The 18,722-nt window shown below is 74.6% G+C and carries 17 protein-coding genes and 1 riboswitch; of the genes, 9 read left to right on the forward strand and 8 right to left on the reverse strand.

The genetic code is table 11. The features are described 5' to 3' along the window. The first annotated feature begins 17 nt into the window (after positions 1 to 17). Genes ACIBAI_RS03640 through ACIBAI_RS03650 form a run of 3 tightly spaced genes read left to right on the forward strand, consistent with a single transcriptional unit; the run spans position 18 to position 3,519 of the window. The gene (locus ACIBAI_RS03640) at positions 18 to 1,844 is read left to right on the forward strand and encodes a glycosyltransferase (protein WP_399031355.1); all 1,827 of its coding nucleotides are present in this window, start codon (positions 18 to 20) and stop codon (positions 1,842 to 1,844) included. Continuing rightward, positions 1,841 to 2,347 carry a hypothetical protein gene (locus ACIBAI_RS03645; RefSeq protein ID WP_399030798.1) on the forward strand — a complete coding sequence of 169 codons (507 nt, stop codon included), beginning with the start codon at positions 1,841 to 1,843 and terminating at the stop codon, positions 2,345 to 2,347. Before ACIBAI_RS03640 ends, ACIBAI_RS03645 begins: the two co-directional genes overlap by 4 nt. Continuing rightward, positions 2,344 to 3,519, forward strand: a complete 1,176-nt coding sequence (locus ACIBAI_RS03650) for a glycosyl hydrolase (protein ID WP_399030799.1) — start codon at positions 2,344 to 2,346, stop codon at positions 3,517 to 3,519. Before ACIBAI_RS03645 ends, ACIBAI_RS03650 begins: the two co-directional genes overlap by 4 nt. Before the next feature lie 13 nt (positions 3,520 to 3,532). Here ACIBAI_RS03650 and ACIBAI_RS03655 read toward each other — a convergent pair whose 3' ends face one another. From ACIBAI_RS03655 to ACIBAI_RS03665, 3 genes are all read right to left on the reverse strand, one after another. Beyond that, the gene (locus ACIBAI_RS03655; RefSeq protein WP_344599608.1) at positions 3,533 to 4,288 is read right to left on the reverse strand and encodes a polysaccharide deacetylase family protein; all 756 of its coding nucleotides are present in this window, start codon (positions 4,286 to 4,288) and stop codon (positions 3,533 to 3,535) included. A gap of 290 nt (positions 4,289 to 4,578) precedes the next feature. Next, on the reverse strand, positions 4,579 to 5,817 hold the full coding sequence (locus ACIBAI_RS03660; protein ID WP_399030800.1) for a glycosyltransferase: 1,239 nt from the start codon (positions 5,815 to 5,817) through the stop codon (positions 4,579 to 4,581). A gap of 121 nt (positions 5,818 to 5,938) precedes the next feature. Beyond that, positions 5,939 to 7,003, reverse strand: coding sequence for a GNAT family N-acetyltransferase (locus tag ACIBAI_RS03665; RefSeq protein ID WP_399030801.1), 1,065 nt, complete (start codon positions 7,001 to 7,003; stop codon positions 5,939 to 5,941). A gap of 284 nt (positions 7,004 to 7,287) precedes the next feature. Here ACIBAI_RS03665 and ACIBAI_RS03670 point away from each other — a divergent pair, with 284 nt between their 5' ends. Then, positions 7,288 to 8,100 (forward strand): HAD family hydrolase, encoded by an 813-nt coding sequence (locus ACIBAI_RS03670; RefSeq protein WP_399030802.1) that lies wholly within the window; start codon positions 7,288 to 7,290, stop codon positions 8,098 to 8,100. Positions 8,101 to 8,118: 18 nt separating this feature from the next. Here the strand turns inward: ACIBAI_RS03670 and ACIBAI_RS03675 are convergent, their stop codons facing one another. Continuing rightward, positions 8,119 to 8,595, reverse strand: a complete 477-nt coding sequence (locus tag ACIBAI_RS03675; protein ID WP_399030803.1) for a transglycosylase SLT domain-containing protein — start codon at positions 8,593 to 8,595, stop codon at positions 8,119 to 8,121. A gap of 2 nt (positions 8,596 to 8,597) precedes the next feature. Beyond that, positions 8,598 to 8,766, reverse strand: a riboswitch (cyclic di-AMP (ydaO/yuaA leader). Between the two features lie 569 nt (positions 8,767 to 9,335). Here ACIBAI_RS03675 and ACIBAI_RS03680 point away from each other — a divergent pair. The 4 genes from ACIBAI_RS03680 to ACIBAI_RS03695 all read left to right on the forward strand — a co-directional run bounded on the left by ACIBAI_RS03680 (position 9,336) and on the right by ACIBAI_RS03695 (position 13,785). Beyond that, positions 9,336 to 10,346 carry a polyprenyl synthetase family protein gene (locus ACIBAI_RS03680; RefSeq protein ID WP_399030804.1) on the forward strand — a complete coding sequence of 337 codons (1,011 nt, stop codon included), beginning with the start codon at positions 9,336 to 9,338 and terminating at the stop codon, positions 10,344 to 10,346. Positions 10,347 to 10,652: 306 nt separating this feature from the next. Beyond that, entirely contained in the window at positions 10,653 to 11,870 is a 1,218-nt protein-coding gene (locus ACIBAI_RS03685) for an outer membrane lipoprotein carrier protein LolA (protein ID WP_399030805.1), read from the forward strand. A gap of 33 nt (positions 11,871 to 11,903) precedes the next feature. Continuing rightward, complete coding sequence (locus tag ACIBAI_RS03690; RefSeq protein ID WP_399030806.1) at positions 11,904 to 12,878, forward strand: ABC transporter ATP-binding protein; 975 nt, start codon at positions 11,904 to 11,906, stop codon at positions 12,876 to 12,878. Beyond that, positions 12,865 to 13,785 carry an ABC transporter permease gene (locus ACIBAI_RS03695; protein ID WP_399030807.1) on the forward strand — a complete coding sequence of 307 codons (921 nt, stop codon included), beginning with the start codon at positions 12,865 to 12,867 and terminating at the stop codon, positions 13,783 to 13,785. The genes ACIBAI_RS03690 and ACIBAI_RS03695 overlap by 14 nt, the downstream gene beginning before the upstream one ends. Positions 13,786 to 13,789: 4 nt before the next feature. Here ACIBAI_RS03695 and ACIBAI_RS03700 read toward each other — a convergent pair whose 3' ends face one another. Continuing rightward, a complete protein-coding gene (locus tag ACIBAI_RS03700; protein WP_399031357.1) occupies positions 13,790 to 14,374 on the reverse strand; it encodes a flavodoxin family protein in 585 nt (194 codons plus the stop codon). 358 nt (positions 14,375 to 14,732) lie between these two features. Between ACIBAI_RS03700 and ACIBAI_RS03705 the strand changes: the two genes are divergently transcribed. After that, on the forward strand, positions 14,733 to 16,013 hold the full coding sequence (locus ACIBAI_RS03705; protein WP_399030808.1) for a tetratricopeptide repeat protein: 1,281 nt from the start codon (positions 14,733 to 14,735) through the stop codon (positions 16,011 to 16,013). 78 nt (positions 16,014 to 16,091) lie between these two features. Here ACIBAI_RS03705 and ACIBAI_RS03710 read toward each other — a convergent pair whose 3' ends face one another. The 3 genes from ACIBAI_RS03710 to ACIBAI_RS03720 all read right to left on the reverse strand — a co-directional run bounded on the left by ACIBAI_RS03710 (position 16,092) and on the right by ACIBAI_RS03720 (position 18,701). Then, positions 16,092 to 16,559, reverse strand: coding sequence for a VOC family protein (locus ACIBAI_RS03710; protein ID WP_399030809.1), 468 nt, complete (start codon positions 16,557 to 16,559; stop codon positions 16,092 to 16,094). A gap of 160 nt (positions 16,560 to 16,719) precedes the next feature. Beyond that, positions 16,720 to 17,736 carry an EamA family transporter RarD gene (gene rarD / locus ACIBAI_RS03715; protein ID WP_399030810.1) on the reverse strand — a complete coding sequence of 339 codons (1,017 nt, stop codon included), beginning with the start codon at positions 17,734 to 17,736 and terminating at the stop codon, positions 16,720 to 16,722. 110 nt (positions 17,737 to 17,846) lie between these two features. Continuing rightward, on the reverse strand, positions 17,847 to 18,701 hold the full coding sequence (locus tag ACIBAI_RS03720) for an SDR family oxidoreductase (RefSeq protein ID WP_399030811.1): 855 nt from the start codon (positions 18,699 to 18,701) through the stop codon (positions 17,847 to 17,849). Positions 18,702 to 18,722: the final 21 nt, after the last annotated feature.

The following is an 18,722-nucleotide window of genomic DNA, read 5'->3' on the forward strand; positions in this document are numbered from 1 at the left end:
GCCCCGCGGCCGGGCCCATGACGGACCTCTCCGACCTCCCCCCGGCCCGGCCGGGACGCGTCCTCGCGGCCTGGCCCGCCCTCCCGCTGCTGGCCGCGCTCGCCCTGTGGGCGTACGCGGTGCGGCACACCGACGTGTCCCGTCTCGACGACTTCGGCCTCGTCACCGCGCTGCACCCCGCCTTCTGGGCCGGCCTCGCCGTCCTCACCACCGGCTTCTGGTGCACGGTCCGCGTCCGGAGCCGGCCGCAGGGCTGGTCGCTGGCGTACGTCCTCGGACTGCTGGTGATGGAGCGGGCCACGCAGGCCGTCCTCTACCCGACCCCGCTGTACGCCTGGGCGTGGAAGCACGACGCGGTCATCGACCACCTGCTGACCGCGGGCCGCCTCCAGACCGCGGAGCGGATCGGCGACATGGCCGTCTACGACCAGTGGCCGGGCTTCTTCGCCGCGCAGGCCGCGCTGGTGCGGCTGCTGGGCGTGGACTCCGCCGCGACGTACATGGCGTGGTGGCCGCTGGTGTCCAGCCTGATGCTGCTGCTTCCGCTGCTGCTGATCTACCGCACCTTCACCGAGGACCGGCGGCTGATCTGGACGGCGGTGTGGCTGTTCCACGTCGCCAACTGGATCGGCCAGGACTACTTCTCCCCGCAGTCCGTGGCCTACGTCCTGCACCTCGGGGTGCTCGCCGTCGTCCTGCGCCGCTACGGCCGCGCCGGCGGGCGGCGGACGGCCGTGTGGACCGCGCTGCTCACCGTGCTGGTCACGGCCATCGTCATCTCCCACCAGCTGACGCCCGGCATGCTGATCGTCTCGCTGCTCGCCCTGTGCCTCACCCGCCGCTACCGCGGCTGGGTCCCGCCGGTCACCGTCGTCGTCATCTTCCTGGCCTGGTGCCTCACGGCCGCGCTGCCCTTCCTGTCGGCCGCGATGCCGGACATGATCCGCTCGGTCGGCGACATCGGCGCCAACGTCGAGACGGGGTACGGCGCCACCCCCACCGGCACCGGGGCGATCGCCACCTCCTGGGCGGCCCGGCTGCTGTCCGGCTCGGTCCTGCTGCTGGCGCTGGTGGGCGTGGTGCGCCAGCGGGTGCTGCGCCACCGGGCGCTGCCGCTGGTGCTGATCACGGCGGCTCCGCTGCCGATGTTCGCGGCGAGCAGCTACGGCAGCGAGATGATCTTCCGGGTGCTGCTGTTCATGCTGCCCGGCGCCGCCTTCCTCGCCGCCGCGGCGCTGCTGCCGAAGGTCCGCACCCTGGCCGCCGACGCCGCCGCCCGGGAGGCGCAGGCACGGCCGCGGCCCGTCACCGGGCGGCGCCCGCGGTGGCTCCTCGCCGGGCGGTACGGCGCCTGGGCGCCGTTGCCCGCCCTGCTCGCCGTGACGTCGGCGTTCGTGCCGAGCTACGCGGGCAAGGACCGCATCAACTACTTCCCGCCGCAGGAGGTCGCCCTCGTCCACCGGCTCTTCGACCAGGCGCCGGAGGGCTCCCTGGTCGTCGCCGCCAACCGCAACTACCCCCTCGCGTACGACTCGTACGGGACGATCGACCACTACTGGTTCCTCGACGACGACCGGCGCCACGTCGACGAGATCCTCCGGAACCCGGCCGCCACCCTCGCCCGCGACATGGCGGGCGTCGAACCGCCGGCCCGGGCCTACTTCCTGCTCACCCAGGGGCAGTTGGCCAACTCGGAGATGAACGGCCAGCTCGGCGAGGCCCAGTTGGACCGCATCCGCAGGTCCGTCGCCGCCTCGCCGCGCTTCGAACGGGTGGCGCAGAACGACGCGGGCGTGCTCTACGCCCTGGTACCGGCGGACGGGGAAGGGGGCGCGAGCCGATGACACCGCAGCAGCTCGTCGTGCGGATGCTGCCCCCCTGCGGGGGCTGGCTGGCGCTCGCCGCGCTCGCCCTGCCCGACGCCTCGGTGCCGCGCGGCGCGGCCGTCGTGGCCTTCCTGGCGGCCGGGCCGGGCGCGGCGCTGGTCGGGGTCTGCGGGCCCGCGCTGCGGGCGCGGCCCGCCGAGGGACCCGTCGAGCGCCGGGACCCCGCCTTCGAGCACCGCTCCGACCTGCTGGAACGGCTGATGCTGGCCGTCCTGCTCAGCGTGAGCGCCGCGCTGATCGTCGCGACCGTGCTGATCGCCGCGCACGCGTTCAGCGGACAGCGCGTGCTGCTGGCGCTGACGCTGCTGACCACGCTCGCCGCGCTCTGCCCGCGCCTGCGCGCCTCCTCGGCGACCCGGGCGCCGCGCACGGCGCCGAAGGAGACGCCGGAAACACCGGAAACGCTGGAAACACCGGGAACGCCGGGAACGCCGACAACAGGGAAGGGTTCTGCTTCGTGAGGTTCGCCCGCCGCTTCCGGCGTACGAGTCGTACGGCCGCTCCCACCGGACAGCACCGGGAACCGGAGCCGTCCACGGCCCCGGGCGCCCGCCCGGCCGGTCTCCCGGGGCGGGGGCGGCGCCGTCTGCTGATCGCCTCCGCCGCGGTCGCCTGCGCGGCCCTGCTGGCCGTGCCGGTCCTGCGCGACGCCTCCGGGCCCGCCCCGGACCCGCCGGACGCCTCCGCCGGGGACGGCCGGTGCCGCCCCACCGAGCTCCTCGAACCGCCCTGCGGCGCCTGGTTCGGCGCCTTCGTGCCGCACGAGCGGACGGACCTCGGGGAGAAGGTCCGCGCCTACGAGCGGCGCGTGGGCCGGAAACTCGACATCGTGTACACCTACCACGACATGTCCGTGGTCGAGGGCGCCCGCCTGGAGGGCCAGCTCCTCACCGAGGAGGAGCAGCGCGTGGGCCGGGACCACATGCTGCTGCTGTCCTGGGAGAGCAAGTGGTGGGGCGGTACGAAGCGGCAGCAGCCCACCTGGCGGCGGATAGCCGCCGGCGACCTGGACGAGACGGTGATCGACGTGCAGGCCCGGCGCGTCAAGGAGTACGGGCAGCGCACCGGGAAGAAGGTGTTCCTCTCCTTCGACCTGGAGATGGACACCCGCACCCCGGACAACGGCACCCCGGCCGAGTTCGTCGCGGCGTACCGGCACATCCACGACCGGTTCCGCGAACTGGGCGTCGACAACGTCGTGTGGACCTGGATCACCACCGGGTACCTGGACCACGCGGACGTGATCGAGCAGATGTACCCGGGCGACGAGTACGTCGACTGGATCGGCTACAACCAGTACAACTACTACCGCTGCCACGACGCCGACTGGCTGACCTTCGCGCAGACCCAGACCGACACGCACGCCTGGATCCGCGCGAACATCTCCGACGACAAGCCGCTGATGCTCTCCGAGTTCGGCACCGCGGCCGACGACTCCCGGCCCGAGCGGCAGGCCCGGTGGTACGCCGAGGTGCCCCGGGTGCTGAAGCGCCTGGAGGGCGTCAAGGCCGCGCTCCAGTGGAACTACCGCGACCCGGGGCCGCACTGCGACCTGGCGCTGGCGAACGACGCGGCCTGGGACAGCCTGCGCGAGGCGGTCGCCGACCCGTATCTGAACCAGCCGCCGAAGTGACCCGGCCGGCGGTTCAGCCCGCGAACTCCGGTCCGCGCACGGCCGCGCGGGCCCGCCGGTACCAGCGCCACGCGATCGTCCTCGGGCCGTCGCGGTACGGGGCGATCCGGGCGCCCGCACCCGCAAGCCACGCCTCGACGTCGGCGACCGTGTGGCTGCGGCGGACGATCAGCCGGGCGATGCGGTAGCGCTCGTCGCGGTCCGAGCTGAGCGCGTGCCGCACGGCGGTCGCCGTCTCGTACCCGGCGCGGGCGGCCAGGGCGCGCACCTTCGGGCTGTTGTAGCCGTGCGGGTAGGCGAGGTGGCGCACCGGGTGGCCGAGGACGTCCTCCAGCACGGCCCGGGACGTGCGCAGTTCGTACGCCACGTCCTTGGCGGGCAGGGTGTCCAGCTGGGCGTGCGTGACGGTGTGGCTGCCGATCTCCACGCCGTGGCGTTCCAGCTCCGCCGCGTGGTCCAGGCTCATCATCGGGGCGGGCGGCAGCAGACAGGGACCGCCGGGGACGAGGGCGCCGGTGGTGAGGTAGGCGGTCGCGGTCAGCCCGCGCCCGGCCAGCGCCTCGGCGGTGGGGCCGGGCAGGTCGGCGAACCCGTCGTCGAAGGTGAGCAGCACGGGCCGGGGCGGCAGCGGGGCCCGCCCGGCCAGGTGGTCGGCGACCGCGCTGATGGTGACGGGCGTACGGCCGCTGTCGACGATCGCGTCGAGGTGCGCGGCGAACTCCCGCGGGCCGACGGTGAACTCGGCGATCCAGGAGGGCGGGTCGTCCATGACGGCGTGGTAGAGGAAGACGGGGATGGCGCCGCGGTCCCCGCCGGTACGGGCCCGGGCGTCCGCAGGGCTCCCCGCGGCGCCCGCCGGACCGGGCGGCGCCTGCCCGGCGGCGGGGTTTCCCGCGGCGCCCGCCGCCCCGTGCGCGGCCTGCCCGCCGTTGGCCTCCCGGGGCCCCGCCCCGTCCCGCCCCGGCTCCGCGCCCCTGCCGCCGTCCATCCGGCCCGCCGTCCCCGGGGCCGGTTCTCCGCCGTTGCCGCCCATCGCGCCCCCGCCCCGCTCCGTCGGTCTCATCCCGGCTCCGGCGTGACCGCGCGCAGGGCGCGCCGCGCCCGTACGTAGCCGAGGGGCCCGTACAGCATCCCCCGGCGCTGCAGCCGCGACAGCCGCCGTGGCCAGGGGTGCGTGCGGGCGTCGTGCTCGCCCGGCGCCGCGGCTTCGCCCCCGGCCCCGTCCGTGTCCCGCGCCGCCGTCAGGGCCCGGGCGTGGGCGAGGCCGCCCGGCAGCTTCGCGAGGAACGCCGGCAGCAGCGCCGGGCGGTTCACCAGGATCGCCGTGAGGTACGCGGTCAGGCCCGCGCCGTAGCCGTACGCCTGGGTCTCCAGGTCCCGCCAGGTCTCCCGGTGGTGGTGCCACACCAGCGCCTGCGGGGTGTAGTGCAGCCGGTGCCCCGCGGCGAGGACCCGGACGAAGCCGTACAGGTCGTCGCCGCCCCGCGCGGGCGTGCCCGCGCCGGTGGCCGGGTCGAAACCGCCGACGGCGCGCAGCACGGCCGTGCGGAAGGCCATGTTCGCGCCGGAGCCGAAGCGTCCGGCGGTGAAGGGGAACAGCGGCTCGTCGGGCGGCGGGCTCTTCGGGTCGTACGTGCGCGGCGTGAAGCCCTTCGCGAAGCCGCCGTGGCTCTCCAGCAGCACCTGTGCCGGGGTGCGCAGCCGCGCCGGCAGGATCAGCCCGGTGGCGCAGCCCAGGCGCGGGTCGGCGGCGAAGGGCGCGGTCAGCTCGGTGAGCCAGCGCGGGTCGGCGACGACGTCGTCGTCGGTGAAGGCGACGACCTCGTTGCGGACGACGGCGACGCCCCGGTTGTGGGCGACGGCGAGCCCGGGCACCGGTTCGCACACGTACCGGACGCGCTCGCCGTACTTGCGCTCGACCAGGTCCCGCGTCTCGTGCGTCACCGGGGCGTTGTCGACGACGACGATCTCGAAGTCGGGGTGGTCCTGCGCGAGGAGCGAGTCGAGGGCGCGCGCGAGCCGGTCGGCGCGCTCCCGGGTGGCGACGACGACGCTGGCCCGCGGCGGCACGCCGGGCGCGGCCGCGGGCCGCGCCCCGCGCGCGAGGCGCCGGGCGGGCCCGGCCAGCGCCTCCCTCGGCTCCACGCCCCGCGGCACCTGCCCGAGCAGCGTTCCCACCGGCCGCCCTTCCCGTCTGACCAGGGCGAACACCGCGCCGGACGTCACCGGCGGGCTGCCCGGTCCCGGGGTGAGGGCGATGCGGCCCTCCCCGTCGAGGTCCAGCTCGGCGACCTGCACCGGTGCGATGCTCCGGAACCGCCGGATCTCCTCCCGCGTCCGTGCGATCCGTCGTGTCCGTGCGATCCGTCGTGTCCGTGCGCTACGGGACATACGTCCTCCCCCTTCGTCACCCGTGATGTCAGGACCGGCGCAGCCGGGCCGCGCCCTTCAGCGTTCGGGCCGCCAGCGCGGCCAGTCGTGGCCGGCCGCGTACGAAGCCGTGGACCCGGCGCGCCGGTTCGCGGCCGAGCCGGTGCAGCGCCGCGCCCACCCCCGGGCGCGTCGCCATCCCCTCGTACACGGGCAGCTCGCCGGTCTTCAGCGCGTCCTTGTACTCGGCCGCGCCGCGCCCCAGATCGAGCGTGTCGATGCCCTCGGCGGCCGCGGCCTCGGCCATCCGCAGATGCAGCACCAATCCGGGCGAGAACCTGGCGAATTGCGGGTCGTACGCCGGGAACCAGCAGGCCAGGACCGTCGCCGAGCGCAGCCCGAAGTGCGCGGCGACCGGCCGTCCTGCGGCGTACAGCACCGACAGCGTGCCCGTGCACTGCGGCGCCCGCGTCTCGGCGAGCCGCCCCACGAGCCGGGTGATCCACTCCCGCGCGAACCGGTCCCGGCGCCCGGTCCTGCGGTACTGCGCGGACTTCCACTCGACGAGCGTCCGCAGCGCGGCCGGGTCCCGCTCGTCGAACACGAACCGCACGTCGCCGACCTGACGGCCGAGCCGGCGTTCCTTGGCGAGCGTGGTCTTCAGGAACTTCGGCGACCGGGCGCGCAGGGCGTTCTCGTAGGTCTCGTACCCCTTCCCCACGTCGATGACGTAGGTGGTGAACTCCTCGGCGGCGTACGGCACGAACAGCCGCTGCTCCGCCTCCAGGTTGTCGAAGGCGTAGCTGGACAGCCCGCAGGCCCGCAGCAAGGCGCGGACGTCCAGGCCGAGGCCCGGGCGCAGCACCGCGCCCTGACAGTCCGACACCCCGAGTCCGACGGCCCGCCCCTGGCCCAGCGGCCCGCGCTCGTGGGGCAGGAAACCGGCCGCCTCGCCGCCCTCGTAGACCACCGCCACGCGCGCGTGCGGGCGGACCCGGCTCACGGCCTCGGTGAACTCCGGTTCCATGAACGGGTTGCGCGGCGCGCCCGACGCGGCGCGCAGCTCCCGCCAGTGCTCCTTCTCCCCCTCGCCGAGCTCCTCCGGCTCCAGCACGCGAATGCGTCCACTGCTCAACCTGACCCCCCGATCAAGTCCCCCCGGACACAAGGAAGGTACCCCCGGGGCCGCCCCGGCGGTAGGTACCGGGCCATGCTGCTGCCAACCGGTGCAGAGGCCCACAACCACCTGTAGGCGGTGAAGGGGGGTGAAGGCGGTGACTTCCGGACACTTGTGCGCCGTGTTCCCCGGCGGTCTCCGACGCCCCGCGGGCGCCGGGGTCCGCGGGGCGGTCCGGCTCCGGGCGCGTCGGCGGGGCGCCCGGTCCGTATTCTCTGATCATGGCCCCCTTCACCGCATTCTCACTCGTCGCCACCGACCTGGACGGAACGCTGCTGCGCGCCGACGACACGTTCTCCGACCGGTCGCGCGCCGCGCTCGCGCGGGTGGCGCGGGCCGGTGCGCAGCACCTCGTGGTGACGGGACGCCCGGCGCCGAGGGTGCGGCCGCTCCTGGACGACCTCGGCTGCGGGGGGCTCGCGGTGTGCGGGCAGGGCGCACAGGTGTACGACGCCGGCGCGCACCGTCTGCTGTGGTCGGTCACCCTGGACCGGGAGCTGGCCGAGACCGCGCTCGGCAAGATCGAGGCCGAGGTGGGGCAGGTGTACGCCGCGGTCGACCAGGACGGCGTCGACGGGCTCACGCTGATCGAGCCCGGCTACCGGATGCCGCACCCGACCCTGCCCGCGGTGCGGGTCGAACGGCGCGACGACCTGTGGTGCGCGCCCATCAGCAAGGTGCTGCTGCGCCATGCCGAGCTGTCCGACGACGAGCTGGCGGCGACGGCCCGCGCGGTGGTCGGCTCCCTCGCCACGGTCACCATGTCGGGGCCCGGGACCGTCGAGCTGCAGCCGCTCGGCGTCACCAAGGCGACCGGCCTGGCGCTGGCCGCCGAGCACCTGGGGCTCAGCCCGTGGCGGACGATCGCCTTCGGGGACATGCCCAACGACATCCCCATGTTCGGCTGGGCGGCCCACGGCGTCGCGATGGCCAACGCCCATCCCGCCCTCAAGGCGGTGGCCGACGAGATCACACGGTCGAACGAGGACGACGGCGTCGCCGTCGTCCTCGAGCGACTGTTCGGTGCGGCTTAGGGGGAGGGCCCGGCGGGCCTAGTAGGCCCCGGCGACGTTGTCGATCGAGCCGTAGCGCTGGGCCGCGTAGTTGCAGGCGGCGGTGATGTTCGCGACCGGGTCGTACGGGTCCCACGAGGTGCCGGCCACGTGGTACGCCTGGAAGGTCGGGTCGATGACCTGGAGCAGGCCCTTGGAGGGGGTGCCCGCGGCGGCGTTGGAGTCCCACAGGTTGACGGCGTTCGGGTTGCCGGACGACTCGCGCATGATGTTGCGGTGGATGCCGTCGTACGTGCCGGGGATCCCGTTCTGCGCCATGATGTCGAGCGCCTCCCGGATCCAGCCGTCGAGGTTGTCCGGGTAGGCCGTGGCCGTGGTGGTGGCGGCGGTCGTCGTGGCGGCCGCGGACGCGCTGGTCGCGCCGACGAGCGGAAGGGCGAGTACGGCGGCGCCCGTGCCGGCGAGGGCGAGCGTGCGGGCGAGGCGGGCGGTACGGCGGTGGCCGCGTGCAGGCATGGTCGGTTCCTCTCCTACGCCTGCGAGGTGAGCTGTCGGGTTCGGGCGGGAGGTGCCCGGCCGTGTCCCCGTGGGCACGGCTTCACCCCGAGCCGCACCGGTGCGTCCGGTGCGGCGGCTTACCTGGGTCCCCCGCTCCTGCCGTGCGAGTGAGTTCGTCGTGGGTGGCGCGGACGGCGGCAGGATTCGGCGTCCGCCCGACAGGCCGGGAACGTATGCGAGAGCACATGTCCGGAACAAGTGCGGGATTCGCGGAACGCTCCTGTTGACCTTGTTCTGGGGTGTTTTGGGTGCTTGATCCTTCGCGGGCGCCGAGGGGCAACTCGCTTGCGGGGCCGGGGGGGTGGGGAGGGGAGGGGGCGGGCGGCGCGGCGCGGCGGGGCGTGAGCCAACTCACGGAGGCCGAAGAGTCCGACAAAACGGGCAATATGGCCAACTGGCTCGTAAGGGACCGGTCGTGGGGCCGGGTGCGGAGGCATGGGGAGGGGGCCGGGCGCACCGGTGGCGGCGGCGGGCGCGTCCGCCGCGCGCGGAGTGAGGATGGTCACGCCATGTCGTTCCATGTCCGCTCATATGAACCGATCGAAAACATGACGGGCCTGGTCCCTTATCGCCCGGGCTGTAACCGTGGGCCCTATCGGTGATCGAAACGTGACCGGATACGCTGACTTGAGTGAGGGCAGCGACCTATCGACAAACCGTGTAATCGCCAGCAGACACCAGCAGACAGGAGACCCCTCGTGACCGTCGTCGGGCCGTTCGGGCTGAGCGTGCGGGACCAGGCTCTGGAAGCCGATGTCCAGGCCGGATTGGCGGCTGTCGAGGAAGGGTTGCTCGAGGCAACCAAGAGCGCGGTGCCCTTCATCACCGAGGCCGCCCAGCACCTGGTGCGGGCGGGCGGGAAGCGGTTCCGGCCGCTGCTGGTGATGCTCGCGGCGCAGTTCGGGGACCCGTACGCGCCCGGCGTCGTGCCGTCGGCTGTGGTCGTGGAGCTGACCCACCTCGCCACGCTGTACCACGACGACGTGATGGACGAGGCCGCCGTGCGGCGCGGGGTGCCCAGCGCGAACACCCGCTGGGGCAACTCGGTGGCGGTCCTCACCGGCGACTTCCTCTTCGCCCGGGCCTCGCACATCCTGGCCGACCTCGGCCCGGAGGCGGTGCGGGTGCAGGCGGAGGCGTTCGAGCGCCTGGTGACCGGGCAGATCCTGGAGACGGCGGGACCGCGGGACGGACGTGACCCGGTCGAGCACTACCTGGACGTGCTGGGCGGCAAGACGGGATCGCTGGTGGCGGTCTCCTGCCGGTTCGGCGCGATGATGTCCGGCGCCGACGAGACGGTCGTGGACGTGCTCACCCAGTACGGCGAGCGGCTCGGCGTCGCCTTCCAGCTCGCGGACGACGTGCTGGACATCGCCTCCGACTCGCACGAGTCGGGCAAGACGCCGGGCACGGACCTGCGCGAGGGCATCCCCACCCTGCCGGTGCTGCGGCTGCGGGAGCGGGCGGCCCGCCTGGGGCGGGCCGAGGACGTCGCGCTGTGCGAGCTGCTCGACTCCGACCTGACCGACGACGCGCGGCACGCCGAGGCCCTGACGCTGCTGCGCGCCCACCCGGCGCTGGAGCAGGCGCGCCGGGACACCGTGCGCTACGCCGAGGAGGCGCGCGCGGCGCTGGCGCCGCTGCCGGAGTGCGACGCGAAGACGGCGCTGACCGAACTGTGCGACGCGGTGGTCCACCGGGCGGGCTGAACCGCCCCGCGGAACGGCTCCCGGTACCCCGCCCGCCCCGGGGCCGCCGCCGTGACGGCCGCCGGCCCGCGCCCCGCTCGGCGGCGTCCTCCCGCGCGACCCCTACGGGTCGGGGGGAGGCGTCGTCCTCCGGTGTCATACCGCAGGCGTACGGGGAGTTGGCTCCCGGGTCTGACGATTCCGCGTGGCCGATTTGGTCGGATGGACACCACGGACATCACCACTCCTCACCGATTCGGGTGAGAATGGCGGCCACGGGTGGACGAACGGGAGTGGTCCGGCCGCCGCCGACGACGGAGGGCACACATGGCACCGTACGAATCCGACGACAGCACGACCGCCGGGGAGGCCGGGGACGGGCGTTCCGGCCGGCGCAGGACCGCACGGTACGTCGTACCGGTCGCGGTGATGGGGGTGGCGGCCGCGACGATCGGGCTCGTCCCCGCGATCGCCGACTCCGGCGACCCCGACCTCCCGGAGATCACCGCCGAGCAACTCGTCCGGAAGGTGGCCGAGTCGGACGTGGAGCAGCTGTCCGGCACCGTGAAGATCACCACCGACCTGGGACTGCCGGACCTCGGCGGACTGGGAAGCGGACTGCTCGCCGGCGCCCCGCGGGCGGACGGCGAGGGCTCCTCCGCCGACCCGTCGGCCAGGCTCACCGAGCTGGCCTCCGGCACGCACACGCTGCGGGTCGCCGTCGACGGCCCCGACCGGCAGAAGCTGTCCCTGCTGGAGAACGCCGCCGAGTACAGCCTGATCCACAACGGCGACGACGTCTGGGCCTACGACAGCGCCTCCCACGAGGTCTACCACGGCACCGTGCCCGACCGGGCGGGCGAGCAGCGGGAGAAGAGCCTTCCGGCCACGCCCCGGGACTTCGCCGAGAAGGCCCTGGCGGCGGTCGACGCCACCACGTCCGTGACCGTGGACGGCACCGTGCGGGTCGCCGGCCGGGACGCGTACAAGCTGCTCGTCGAGCCGAAGCGGCCCGGCTCCACGATCGGCGCGATCAGCGTGGCCGTGGACGCCGAGACCGGGACGCCGCTGAAGTTCACGCTGACCCCGGCCGACGGCGGCGCCGCCGTCGTGGACGCGGGCTTCACCCGGGTCGACTTCGCCGCACCGGCCGCGTCGGCCTTCGACTTCACCCCGCCCGAGGGCGCGAAGGTCACCGAGGCGGACGAGGCGGCGAAGGCGCCCGAGCGCGAGCGGACGTCCGGGAGCGGACGGAAGTCCGAGGCCGACCTCGCGAAGGAGCTCGACGGCCTCCAGGTCCTCGGCGAGGGCTGGAACTCGGTAGCCGCCTTCGACACGGGCGGCCGGGGCCTGCCCGCCGCCGGCGCCGGCGGCGACCTCGACGGGTTCCTGAACTCGCTGGGCGAGCGGGTGACCGGAGAGTTCGGCACGGGCACGGTCCTCTCCACCCGCCTGGTCAACGCCCTGATCACCGAGGACGGCAAGGTCTACGTCGGCACGGTCACCAAGGACGCCCTGGTGAAGGCCGCAGACGCCGGGAAGTGAGCCCCCGACGAGTCGCAGGGAACGAGGGAGCCGATGGGCGAGCCGTCCGCCACGGAGCCGGACCGGCGGCGCGCGGATGACGCCGTCATCGCCACCCGCGCGCTCACCAAGCGCTACCGCGGCGGACAGCTCGCCGTCGACGGGCTCGACCTGACCGTCCCGGCGGGCAGCGTCTTCGGCTTCCTCGGTCCCAACGGCTCCGGCAAGACCACCACCATCCGCATGCTGATGGGCCTGATCGAGCCGACCTCGGGCACGGCCCGCGTGCTGGGCCGGCCCATGCCGCGCGCCGCCCGCGCCGTCCTGCCCCAGGTCGGCGCCCTGATCGAGGGCCCGGCCCCGTACGGCTTCCTCTCCGGCCGCGACAACCTCCTGCGGTACGACGCCGCCGACCCGACCGCCGATCCGCGCACCCGGCGCGCGCGGGTCGCCGCCGCCCTGGACCGGGTGGGCCTCACGTCCGCCGCCGGCAAGAAGGCGAAGGCCTACTCGCTCGGCATGAAGCAGCGCCTCGGCCTCGCCGCGGCGCTGCTGAGGCCCCGTCGCCTGCTGGTGCTGGACGAGCCGACCAACGGCCTCGACCCGCAGGGCATGCGCGAGATCCGCACGCTGGTCCGGGAGCTGGCCTCGGACGGCACGACCGTCTTCCTCTCCTCCCACCTCCTCGACGAGATCGAGCAGGTCTGCACGCACGCCGCGGTGATGGCGCAGGGCCGCCTGATCGCCCAGGGCGCGGTCGCCGACCTGGCGGCGGGGGCGCGCGGCCGGCTGGTGGTGACCACGCCGGACACGGGGGAGGCGGCCCGGGTGCTGAAGGAGCAGGGGGCCGGGGACGTCGTCGTCGCCGAGGACCGGGTCACCGGCGAACCGCCGGACCGCGACCTCGCCGAGGTGAACGCCGCACTGGTGGCGGCCGGGGTCCGGGTGCGCGGCTTCGGGACGGAACGGGTCTCGCTGGAGGACGCGTTCGTGGCGCTGACGGGGGAGGGGTTCGATGTCGCGGGCTGAGACGCCGCGGGCCGGGGCGTCGCGGGCCGGGGCGTCGCGGGCCGGGGCGTCGCCGGCCGGAGCCGGCGTCCGGCCCGGCCCCTTGTGGACGCTCGGCCTGCTCCGCAGCGAACTGCTCACCACGTTCCGGCGCTGGCGCACCCTCGCCCTGCTGGGTGTGCTGGCCGCCGTGCCGGTCCTGATCGGCGTCGCCGTCAGGATCGAGATGGACGACGGCTCGCCGGCGGGCGGCGGCGGCCCGGCGTTCCTCGCGCAGGTCACCAACAACGGCCTGTTCCTGGTCTTCACCGCGCTGGCCGCGACCCTCCCGTTCTTCCTGCCGATGGCGGTCGGCGTCGTCGCGGGCGACGCGATCGCGGGCGAGGCCGGCGCGGGCACGCTCCGCTACCTGCTGGTCGCCCCCGCCGGCCGCACCCGCCTGCTGCTCATCAAGTACGCCTCCGCCGTCGTCTTCTGCCTGGTCGCCACCCTCGTGGTCACGGTCTGCGCCCTCGCGGTCGGCGCGCTGCTGTTCCCGCTCGGCGACCCGACGACCATCTCCGGCACGCGGATCGGCCTCGCCGAGGGCCTGGGAAGGGCGCTTCTGATCGCCCTGGTCGTCGCCGCGTCACTGACCGGCGTCGCGGCCCTCGGCCTGTTCGTCTCGACGCTGACGGGCAGCGGCATCGCGGCGATGGCGACCACGGTCGGCCTGCTGATCACCGTCCAGATCGTCGACCAGATACCGCAACTCCACGCCGTTCAGCCGTACTTGTTCTCCCACTACTGGCTGTCCTTCGCCGATCTGATGCGCGATCCGGTCCACTGGGACGACATCGTGCGCAACCTCGGCCTCCAAGCCCTGTACGCGGCGGTGTTCGGCTCGGCGGCCTGGGCGCGGTTCACGACGAGGGACGTCACCGCCTAGCCGCTCACTCCGTGTCGTACGGGAAGCGGGCGAGCGGCGCCTCCCGTGCGAAGAACGTCTTGGCGCGCGCCAGCGCCTCGGCGTCCCTTACGACGTCGCCGGGCCGGCTGCCGTTGCCGAGCAGGACCCCGCCGAACCGCATGCCCAGGTACGCGGCCGAGTTGCGCAGGGTGCCGATCAGCGGGTCGGCCACCACCAGCTCCTGGTGCGCGAGCGCGGTGACGCCCCACAGGGTGCGCCCGGCCATGGTGGCCTTGAAGTCGACGCCGGGGGTGCGCAGCCAGCCGGCCCAGTGGTCCAGGTAGCGCTTGACGGGAGTGGACACCGAGTACCAGTACAGCGGCGAGGCGATGACGACGTCCGTCGCGGCGAGGGTGGCGTCGAGCAGCAGGGCCGCGGCGCCCTGCGTGGGCCGTACGTGGTCGCTGTCGTGGCGCAGGTCCTCGAACTCGGGCAGCGGGTGTTCGGTGAGGCTGATCCACTCCTGCTCGACGTCGACCGGCAGCTGTTCGGCGGCCCGGCGGGCGAGCAGCTCCGTGTTGCCGTCGGCGCGACTGCTGCCCAGCAGGAAGAGGAAGCGGCGGCTCATGGGATCCCCCAGGTGGTCGGCGTACGCCAATAACATGCACATACATTATATGCGCGTGCATTTATATGTCCATGGGCCGGCCCGCCGCGCCGGCCCATGGAGAAACGCCGCGGCCCGGCGGCCCGCCCGGGTTCCGGCGGGGTCACCGGTCCGCGTGTCCGGATCCCCGGTCCCTGTCGCATGCCCCGCCCCCCTCCCTCGTCATCCGCGGAGCCGCACGGCACCCCCTGCCGCCACGGCGGGACGGGGCTCTGGGACGAGCCTGTGACATCGCGGTGACGTGAGAACCGTGAGCGAGCGGAGAGACTCGACAGCAGGTATCACGACAGGCTCTTGAACGGTGCGGGAGCGGAAGCCGATGTCTCGACCCAGCCGCGACGACAAGCGGGAACAACAGCGTGCCGGGCGCTCGGCCCTCCCGATCCAGGTCCATGTCCCGGCCGCCGGCCCGGTGACCGGGCCGGATCCGGGCGGCCCGCCGGCGGGTGCCTCGATCGACGGCGTCCCGGTCGCCGCGGCCCCCGGCCAGGAGATCCACCACGCCGTCCTGGACCGCCTGCACCGCATCGCCCTCGCCGCCGGCCGCCCCGTCCTCGCCACGGTCCACGACGAACGCATCGGCTGCGTCGTCCCCCTCCAGGTGGACACGGACGGCTCCAGCCGCTTCACGGCGGAACCGGTACGGACGGCCCCGCCGCCCGACGCCGCCCGGCCGCCGGTTCCTCCGCGGCCGACGGCACCCCCCGCGGGCGTGCCGGACCCGCAGCGTCCGCGGCACGACACGCCCACCCACGTCCTGCGGCGGCCGCCCGGACCCGCGGGGGAGGTCTCCGCCCCGACGTTCCCGCTGCGGGCGGCACCCGATCCGCAGCCCCGTCCCCAGCCGCCCGGCGAGTCCGCCCCCGCCGTCCCCACGCGGGCGGTGTCCGGGCCGCTGCCGCCCGGCGGGTCCGCGCCGGCGTCCCCGCCGCGGGCCGTGCCGGAACCGGCCGGGGGCGTCGCGCCCGGCACGGTCGCGCCCCCGACGGGGGAGTTCGGGCCGCCTCCGCCGATGGACGCGGTCCTGGGATCCGCGCGTCCGGCCGGGCCCGAGTCCGACCCGGACCCCAAGCCCACTCCGCCCCGCGGCTTCGACGCCGTCGCCGAGGCCGTCCTCGGCGACGGTCCGGCGGACGCCGGCCCCGCCCACCTCGCCGAGCCGGTGACCCGTATCAACGAGGCCGTCAAGGCGGGCCGCATCGAGGCGGCGGCGCACCTGGCGGAGCAGACGCTCGCCCAGGCGTCGGGCGCGCTGGGGCCGCAGCACCCCGAGACGCTCCGGCTGCGCGAACTCACCGCCTACATCGCCTACCTCTCGGGTGACCCGGTCCGGGCCTTCCGCCTCTCCCTGGACCTGGCCCGCGCCCACCGCGGCGCGGGCGACGCGGAGGCCGCCTACGGCAACGTGCAGAGCGCGGCCACCGCCTGGCGCGCCGTACGCGACCCGGTGCGGGGCCTGGACCTGGGCCGGGACCTGATCGGCCTGTGGACCGAGCTCGCGGCCGAGGGCGGCCCCGCCGCCGACGACATCGAGCAGCTGGAGTCGGCCCGCGCCCGCATGGGCCGCCTCACCGAACGCGCCCGGGCCCAGGGCGGCTGACCGGGCCCGGCGTTCGAGGGGTGGGGCCGCGCCGCCGGCGGCGGTCGTGTCGCGGTCGCGGCGTCCGGGCCCGGCGCCCTAATGCACGCAGAACTCGTTCCCCTCCGGATCCGCCATCGTCACCCACTGCCCGCCCGGCTCCGCCACCCGCCGCAGCACGCTCGCGCCGATCCGCTCCAGGCGCCGTACCTCGTCCTCGCGGCGTCCCTGCCCGGAGTGCAGGTCGAGGTGGAGCCGGTTCTTGACCGTCTTCGCCTCCGGCACGCGCTGGAACAGCAGCCGCCGCCCCAGCCCCGTCCCGCTCTCCTTCTCGTACGGATCGTCCGGGTGCCGTACGGCGGCCAGGTCCCGCCAGGCGGGCCGGCCGTGGAACTCGACGGTCAGCTCGGCCGGTACGGCTCCCAGGCCGAGCAGCTTCTCGATGAGCGCGCTGTTGTCCTCGACCTCGTAGTGCAGCGCGGCGGCCCAGAAGTCGGCCTGGGCGTGCGGGTCGGCGGCGTCGATGACGATTTTCCAGTGCAGGGGTGCGGGCGTCGTCTCTGTCATGCGACCACTCATAGCGGCTGCGGGAGCGAGGGGGAGCGGAATCGCCGAAAGATCCCGGGGCCGGCGCCGGTTCCGTGCGCGGGCGGGCCTTCTCGGCCCTTCCGCTTCGAGCGGGGGCCGCGCGGCCCCCGCTGCCCGCGAATCCGGCGGCGACCGCCGGCTACGGCTTGGCGGCCGGCGAGGCCGGCGGCTCCGCGGTCACGCCGTCGGCGCCCCGCGCCGCGCCCCCGGTGCCCGCCGGCCCGGTGGTCCCGGGCCTGTCGAGCCCGGCCCTGAGCGCGCGGGCGGACCGCCGCGCGGTGCGCAGCGCGTCCCAGGTGAGCAGCGCCAGCGCCAGCCACACCAGCGCGAACCCGGCCCACCGCTCGGGCGGCATGGCCTCGTGGAAGTAGAGGATGCCGAGCAGGAACTGGAAGACCGGGGCCAGGTACTGCAGCAGCCCGAGCGTCGACAGCGGCACCCGGATCGCGGCGGCGCCGAAGCAGACCAGGGGGAGCGCGGTGACCACGCCGGTGGCGGCGAGCAGGGCCGCGTGTCCGGGGCCCTCGGCGGCGAAGGTGGAGCCGCCCTGCCCGCTCAGCCACAGCAGGTAGGCGAGCGCGGGCAGGAACTGGACCGCGGTCTCCGCGGCCAGCGACTCGACGCCGCCGAGGTTCACCTTCTTCTTCACCAGTCCGTAGACGGCGAAGGAGAGGGCGAGGATCAGCGAGATCCACGGCGGACGGCCGTAGCCGACGGTGAGGACGAGGACGGCCGCGAAGCCGACGCCGACCGCCGCCCACTGCACGGGCCGCAGCCGCTCCTTCAGCAGCAGCACGCCCATCGCGATGGTGACCAGCGGGTTGATGAAGTAGCCGAGCGAGGCCTCGACGACCTGGCCGCTGTTGACGGCCCAGATGTAGACGCCCCAGTTGATGGTGATGACGGCCGCGGCGACCGTGATCAGGCCCAGCTTGCGCGGCTGCCGCAGCAGCTCGCCGGCCCAGCTCCAGCGCCGCAGCGCCAGCAGGGCGACGGCCACGAGGACGAGGGACCACACCATCCGGTGGGCCAGGATCTCCACCGCCCCGGCCGGCTTCAGCAGGGGCCAGAACAGGGGGACGAGCCCCCACATCCCGTACGCCGCGAAGCCGTTCAGCAGTCCTATGTGCCGCTCGCCCCTCGACTTCCCGGCCACCGGCTCCTCCTTCGTGTCTCGAACCCGCGTCCACGAAGGTAACGCCGGACACCCCCCTCTGTCATACCCGTACCGGCATACGGTCATGACAGAGGGGGCGGGCCCGGTGGTCAGGCCGGGAGCGCGGCGGCGACGGCCTCGGCGATCGGGGTGGTCGGGCGGCCGATCAGGCGGGACAGGTCGCCGGTGGAGACCACCAGCTCGCCCTTGGCGATGGAGGCGTCCACTCCCGCGAGGACCGCGGCCAGCGGCTCGGGCAGGCCGGCGCCGGTCAGGACGCCGGTCAGCGCTTCCGGGGTGACCGCGGTGTAGGTGATCTCCCTGCCGGTTCGCCGGCTCAGCTCGGCCGCGTACTCGGCGAAGCTCCACGCCTCGTCGCCGCCCAGCTCGTACGTCGTGTTCTCGTGCCCCTCGCCGGTCAGCACGGCGACGGCGGCCGCGGCGTAGTCGGCGCGGGAGGCGGAGGAGACCCGGCCCTCGCCGGCGGCGGCCACCACCGTGCCGTGCTCCAGCACCGGGGCCAGGTTCTCGGTGTAGTTCTCGTGGTACCAGCCGTTGCGCAGCAGCACGTACGGCACGCCGGAGGCGAGCAGCGCCTCCTCGGTGCCGCGGTGGTCGTCGGCGAGGGCGGCGGTCAGGGTGCCGGGGGCGCTGGTGTAGGCGAGCAGGGCGACACCGGCCGCCTTCGCGGCGTCGACGACCACCGTGTGCTGCCGCACGCGGTCCCGGTCGACCTCGCTGCCGGAGATCAGCAGCACCTTGTCGCCCGCCGCGAACAGCCCGTCGAAGGACTCGGGGGCGTTGTAGTCGGCCACGGCGATCCGCACACCGCGGTCCGCGAGGTCGCGGGCCTTGTCCGCGCTGCGGACGACGGCGGTGACCTGGTCGCCCGGAACCTTCTCCAGCAGCTGCTCCACGACGTGCCGGCCGAGCTTCCCGGTGGCTCCGGTGACGACGATGCTCATGATCAGAACTCCTTGTGGGGA

This window comes from Streptomyces sp. NPDC051041, assembly GCF_044456065.1.
Classification (GTDB): domain Bacteria; phylum Actinomycetota; class Actinomycetes; order Streptomycetales; family Streptomycetaceae; genus Streptomyces; species Streptomyces glaucus.

Excerpts from the sequence above, each read along its gene's own strand:
- ACIBAI_RS03685 (WP_399030805.1), top strand. The coding sequence starts at position 10,653 with ATGGCACCGTACGAATCCGACGACAGCACGACCGCCGGGGAGGCCGGG.
- ACIBAI_RS03670 (WP_399030802.1), top strand. The coding sequence starts at position 7,288 with ATGGCCCCCTTCACCGCATTCTCACTCGTCGCCACCGACCTGGACGGA.
- ACIBAI_RS03695 (WP_399030807.1), top strand. The coding sequence starts at position 12,865 with ATGTCGCGGGCTGAGACGCCGCGGGCCGGGGCGTCGCGGGCCGGGGCG.
- ACIBAI_RS03645 (WP_399030798.1), top strand. The coding sequence starts at position 1,841 with ATGACACCGCAGCAGCTCGTCGTGCGGATGCTGCCCCCCTGCGGGGGC.
- ACIBAI_RS03710 (WP_399030809.1), bottom strand. The coding sequence starts at position 16,559 with ATGACAGAGACGACGCCCGCACCCCTGCACTGGAAAATCGTCATCGAC.
- ACIBAI_RS03640 (WP_399031355.1), top strand. The coding sequence starts at position 18 with ATGACGGACCTCTCCGACCTCCCCCCGGCCCGGCCGGGACGCGTCCTC.
- ACIBAI_RS03720 (WP_399030811.1), bottom strand. The coding sequence starts at position 18,701 with ATGAGCATCGTCGTCACCGGAGCCACCGGGAAGCTCGGCCGGCACGTC.
- ACIBAI_RS03690 (WP_399030806.1), top strand. The coding sequence starts at position 11,904 with ATGGGCGAGCCGTCCGCCACGGAGCCGGACCGGCGGCGCGCGGATGAC.
- ACIBAI_RS03675 (WP_399030803.1), bottom strand. The coding sequence starts at position 8,595 with ATGCCTGCACGCGGCCACCGCCGTACCGCCCGCCTCGCCCGCACGCTC.
- ACIBAI_RS03700 (WP_399031357.1), bottom strand. The coding sequence starts at position 14,374 with ATGAGCCGCCGCTTCCTCTTCCTGCTGGGCAGCAGTCGCGCCGACGGC.
- ACIBAI_RS03705 (WP_399030808.1), top strand. The coding sequence starts at position 14,733 with ATGTCTCGACCCAGCCGCGACGACAAGCGGGAACAACAGCGTGCCGGG.
- ACIBAI_RS03655 (WP_344599608.1), bottom strand. The coding sequence starts at position 4,288 with ATGGACGACCCGCCCTCCTGGATCGCCGAGTTCACCGTCGGCCCGCGG.